This is a genomic window from Streptomyces sp. B1866 (assembly GCF_031932565.1).
Taxonomy (GTDB): Bacteria; Actinomycetota; Actinomycetes; order Streptomycetales; family Streptomycetaceae; genus Streptomyces.
This window is the reverse complement of record NZ_JAVSCF010000487.1, coordinates 1-1,864: the sequence shown is the minus strand read 5'-3', so window position 1 is coordinate 1,864 and position 1,864 is coordinate 1. Positions and strand designations below refer to the sequence as shown.

The following is a 1,864-nucleotide window of genomic DNA, read 5'->3' as shown; positions in this document are numbered from 1 at the left end:
GCCCGAGGTCACCGTCACCGGCTGACCTGCACCGGGACCCGTACGAGGAGGTCGCCGGCCCCGGCGCGCGCGGTACAGTGCGTAGTCACGAGTCCCCTGTGGCAGTCCCCGGCCGGCAGGCCCGCAACCGGTGAGGCAACCGACACGTGCTGACGACCACCACCACCCGGGTCCTGGAACCCGGCGAGATCGACGCGGCCCTCGCGGTCCTCGACCGCGACCCGGTCTCCAACGCCTTCGTCGCCGCCCGCGTGCGGGTCGCGGGCCTGGACCCGTGGCGGCTCGGCGGCGAGATGTGGGGGTGGTACAACGGCGGGCGGCTCGAATCGCTCTGCTACGCCGGGGCCAACCTCGTGCCCGTCTGCGCCACCTCCGAGGCGGCGCGCGCCTTCGCCGACCGGGCCCGCCGCGCCGGCCGCCGCTGCTCGTCCATCGTCGGCCCCGCCGAGGCCACCGCCGAGCTGTGGTCGCGGCTGGAGCCCGCCTGGGGGCCCGCCCGCGAGATCCGCGCCCGCCAGCCGCTGATGGCCACCCGAACGTGTCCCCCCGACATCCCGCCCGACCCCCTCGTCCGCCGCATCCGCAAGGACGAGATGGAGGTGATCATGCCGGCCTGCGTCGCCATGTTCACCGAGGAGGTCGGGGTCTCCCCGCTCGTCGGCGACGGCGGCCTGCTCTACCAGGCCCGGGTCGCCGAACTGGTGAGCGCCGGCCGCTCCTTCGCCCGCGTCGAGGACGGGCGCGTGATCTTCAAGGCCGAGATCGGCGCCGCCACCCCCGGCGCCTGCCAGATCCAGGGCGTGTGGGTCGCGCCCGAGTACCGCGGCCGGGGCCTGTCCGTCACCGGCATGGCCGCGGTGCTGCGCTACGCGCTGCGCGAGGTCGCGCCCGTGGCCAGCCTGTACGTCAATGACTTCAACACCGCCGCCCGCGCCGCCTACCGCCGCGTCGGCTTCCAGGAGATCGGCTCGTTCATGAGCGTGCTGTTCTGACCCGGACCGCTCGCCGCGTGCTGGATGGATGCACCGGCCAGTAGGGTCGGCCCCATGCTGCATCTACCCGGCAGGCGGCGCCCCGAGGACCCCGAGGACGTGGTCGTCGGACCGCTCGACCTCGCCGCGCGCGTGGACGAGGCCCTGGCCGTACAGGCCCTGGCCTTCGGACTGTCCGACGAGGAGGTCGGCGTCCGGCGGCACATCGTGCTGCGCCACCTGACCAGCCCCGGCGCCCGCGCCCTCGGCGCCACCACACCCTCCGGGCGGCTCGTCGGCTTCGTCTACGGCATGCCGAACGACCGTACGCACTGGTGGTCCACGGTTGTCGAGCCCTACCTGCGCACCGCCGGACACGAGGACTGGCTGGAGGACTCCTTCGTCATCACCGAACTGCACGTCCACCCCGGCTTCCAGGGCCGCGGCATCGGCCGCACGCTGATCACCGCCCTTACGGAGGGCACCGACCTGCCGCGCAGCCTGCTGTCCGCGATCGACACCGACAGCCCCGCCCGCCACCTGTACCGCTCGCTGGGCTACCGCGACCTCGCCCGCCCGGTCCTCTTCCCCAGCGCCCCCAGCGCGTACGCCGTGATGGGCGCGCCCCTGCCGCTGCGCCGCCGCGGCTGAGCGGCCGGCGGTGGCGATCCGGTGCGGGCCCCACGGCCAGGGGCCGAGGGCCGTCCGCTCCGTACGCGCGGGCCGCGGGCCCCGGGCCGAGAAGGCGGCCCGGGCCGGGGTCCGGCACCCGTCGCGTACGGGGCGCAGGGCGTGCGGTGCGGATCAGCGCGCGGCGGGCCGCGGTCCGGACCCGTACGACGGCGCCGGGGTCAGCCCGCGGCCGACAGCCGGCCCGCGACCTCGCGCAGCAG

The 1,864-nt window shown here is 75.8% G+C and carries 2 protein-coding genes; both read left to right on the top strand.

The features are described 5' to 3' along the window. Positions 1–146: 146 nt before the first annotated feature. The gene (locus RKE29_RS29685) at positions 147–992 is read left to right on the top strand and encodes a GNAT family N-acetyltransferase (protein WP_312008809.1); all 846 of its coding nucleotides are present in this window, start codon (positions 147–149) and stop codon (positions 990–992) included. 54 nt (positions 993–1,046) lie between these two features. Then, positions 1,047–1,622 carry a GNAT family N-acetyltransferase gene (locus tag RKE29_RS29680; protein ID WP_312008808.1) on the top strand — a complete coding sequence of 192 codons (576 nt, stop codon included), beginning with the start codon at positions 1,047–1,049 and terminating at the stop codon, positions 1,620–1,622. Positions 1,623–1,864 lie beyond the last annotated feature (242 nt).